Below are 2,866 nucleotides of genomic sequence, written 5' to 3' on the forward strand. Positions count from 1 at the left end.
TTCTTTCTTTACATTTTCAGCATTAACATCTCCATAATTGCAAAGTGTTATCCTTAATACAATACTGTCAAATTTGTCACTATAAACAAAATTTCAAGTGAAAGGACAGTAAATGTTTGGTTAGTTATTACAAAGCCAAGGAATTTTTCACTGGAAAAGAATTGACTTTATTACTTATAGGTGGACGCTGGTACATAGCTATAATATAGTGTTTGCTTCAACAGTCTCCACTATGATTTTGTAAAAAATATTACACATAGGTTAGACTTTCGGATGCAGGGTAAATATCGGCCATCACTCGGTTGAACAGACAACGAGAACATCAGGCTTCTATTCCAATGCAAAGGCGGAGGTTTTCCTATGTCACAAACAATTACGCAACAAGCTGAGGTAGCAAGAACAGCGACTTTAGCACTCGAGCAGATGGATGTTCTCGATCAGTTGATGAAACTGGAAATCCAGCAATCTTTAACTGTTTTGGTGGCGAATCTGCCTAAACTGGCGGAAATTACAACAATCCTGACCAAGACGTACGATCTGGTGCAAACGGTAGCGAATGACCATGTCCTGATTGAAGACTTGAAGGGCGGCATGGAAGAGTTCGTAAAGCCGATTCAAGACAAGGCAAAGGGCATCGCGCAAGCAGCAATCGAGGCCAACGACCGTTCGCATGTTGACTCATCAAAAATTGGTCTGTTTGCTATGATCAAAATGCTGAAAGACCCACAAGTACAAAAAACCTTACGTTTTGCTCAAGCATTCCTGGAAGTTTTGGGTGAGCGCCAACAACAAAAACGTTAAACACATAAGGAACGAAAAAGAAAGACAAGGACGGAGGACCTACACAATGGCGAAGCGTATTTTGATTTTGGGCGGGGGTTACGGCGAACTCTTGAGCGCATTAACTGCACGCAAAAGAAACTACGATCATTGTTGTAAACCGTGTTCCTTCTCATCAAATCATTACTGAACTGCACCGTTTGGCGGTAGGCAACCTGTCTGAACAAAACGTAGCACTGCCTTTGGAAAGACTGCTGCGTGGAAAAGACATTAACCTTGTCGTCGATACGGTTGAGAAAACTGGTTTGGATTCGCAACGTGTCACATTAGGTAGCGGCGAATCCATTAAATATGACGCGTTGGTAGTTGCACTGGGTAGTGAAACCGCGTTCTTTGGAATCCCGGGACTGCAGGAATACAGCTTCACTCTGAAATCTGTAGAGGAAGCAAACCGTCTGCGTACGCATCTGGAAGAGCGCATCGTAGCATCCAAAGAAAGCAAAAACAAAGCAGATACTACTTTCGTTGTGGGTGGGGGCGGTTTATCTGGCATCGAATTGGTGGGCGAATTTGCGGACATGCTGCCAGGTCTGTGCCATAAACATGGCGTAGATTTCACTGACGCTTCTATGTATTGTGTAGAAGCCGCACCTTCCATTCTGGCCGGTTTTGCTCCTGAGCTGGTGGAGCGTGCAAAAACAAGCTTGGAAAAACGTGGCGTGACAATCCTGACAGGTGTACCTGTAACAGAACTGAAAGAAACCACTGTATTCCTGAAAGATGGCAACACCATCGAAACAAAAACCATGGTATGGACAGGTGGAGTGCAAGGGAACCGCGTTGTAGCTGAATCCGTCTTAGATGTAAACCGTGGACGCGCGGCTGTTACTAAGTTCCTGCAATCTACTTCTCATCCAGAAGTATTCCTGGCTGGTGACAGTGCAGTAGTGATGGACCCAGAAGGTCGTCCATATCCTCCAACTGCACAGTTGGCTTGGCAAATGGGTGAAGTGGTTGGATACAACCTCTTCGCACATTTCAACGGATCAAAAATGGATACGTTTGTACCTGTATTATCTAGTACACTGGGAAGCTTGGGCCGCAAAGATGCGCGATCGGTACCATCGGTGCTAGCCAGATCAAGCTGATGGGATTGCCTGCATCCCTGATGAAAGAAGCAAGTAACGTTCGTTACCTGTCGCACATAAACGGACTGTCCTCTTTGGCATACTAATAAGTATCATGGCAAAACCCGGGATCTAGATCCATGGTTTTTTATGTCTCCCTAAACGCGAAACGAGCCTTAGAAGCGATTCTAGAGGCTCGTTTTTCTTATACTGTTTAGTTGTTCTGATAAAAGTGAACTTTGCAGTGCTCCGACTTGAATATTATTCAACTGATGTTTTATTTGCGTTTTTTTTCTAAAAAGTCACTGAAATTATCTCCCCATTCACAGATGGAAGTTACAACGGGTTCTAGGAGACGGCCAATTTCGCTTAGTTGATACTCAACTTTAGGGGGTACAACAGGGTATACAAATCTAGTAATTATTTTATCATCTTCTAATTCCCTTAATTGTCTAATTAACATGCGCTGATTGACATCAGAGAGCTTTTCTTGTATTTCGCTTAACCTTAATGGAGATTGCTGAAGCAAACACCATATAATCGCTATTTTCCAACGTCCACCTATAACTGATAAAGCCAAATCTTTGCCAGTGAAAAAATCTTTATCTTTATAATGAATGACCATATTATACAATCCCCTTCTATAAAAAATTATGTTTATAGTGACAAAAATGTCAGTATTGTTTGGTCCATTGTAAAATGTAATCATGGGAAAAGTAAATTAGGAGAGAACAAAAGAAAGAAGGGATTCACTGGAAAAGTAAAGCTGATAGTAGTTCCTGAAATCTCATTCGTAAAAATGGATCCAGACGCGCCACTTGATAAAGTTTGTCTATTTGAGTGCGGTGTTACTACAGGTATCGGTGCTGTAAATCGGAGATAAAAGATTAGTTCAAATGCCATAAATGATTTCATGTAATCATGGGAAAAATAAATAGGAAAGAACAACAGGAAAGAAG

General features: G+C 42.0%; 2 protein-coding genes and 2 pseudogenes. 3 read left to right on the plus strand and 1 reads right to left on the minus strand.

Translation table 11 applies throughout. The annotated features are described in order from the left end of the window. The first annotated feature begins 360 nt into the window (after positions 1 to 360). Both AB1L17_RS31245 and AB1L17_RS31250 read left to right on the plus strand, forming a co-directional pair. Positions 361 to 801, plus strand: a complete 441-nt coding sequence (locus AB1L17_RS31245; RefSeq protein WP_412848809.1) for a DUF1641 domain-containing protein — start codon at positions 361 to 363, stop codon at positions 799 to 801. A 46-nt stretch (positions 802 to 847) separates the two neighbouring features. Continuing rightward, positions 848 to 2,014: pseudogene (locus tag AB1L17_RS31250) on the plus strand (NAD(P)/FAD-dependent oxidoreductase). Between the two features lie 170 nt (positions 2,015 to 2,184). On the opposite strand, the gene AB1L17_RS31255 reads toward AB1L17_RS31250, so the two are convergent. After that, entirely contained in the window at positions 2,185 to 2,532 is a 348-nt protein-coding gene (locus AB1L17_RS31255; protein ID WP_412848810.1) for a winged helix-turn-helix transcriptional regulator, read from the minus strand. A gap of 147 nt (positions 2,533 to 2,679) precedes the next feature. Between AB1L17_RS31255 and AB1L17_RS31565 the strand changes: the two are divergent. Beyond that, positions 2,680 to 2,781: pseudogene (locus AB1L17_RS31565) on the plus strand (zinc-binding dehydrogenase); the annotation flags it as partial. Positions 2,782 to 2,866: the final 85 nt, after the last annotated feature.

Source organism: Brevibacillus jepli (genome assembly GCF_047229145.1).
Taxonomy (GTDB): domain Bacteria; phylum Bacillota; class Bacilli; order Brevibacillales; family Brevibacillaceae; genus Brevibacillus.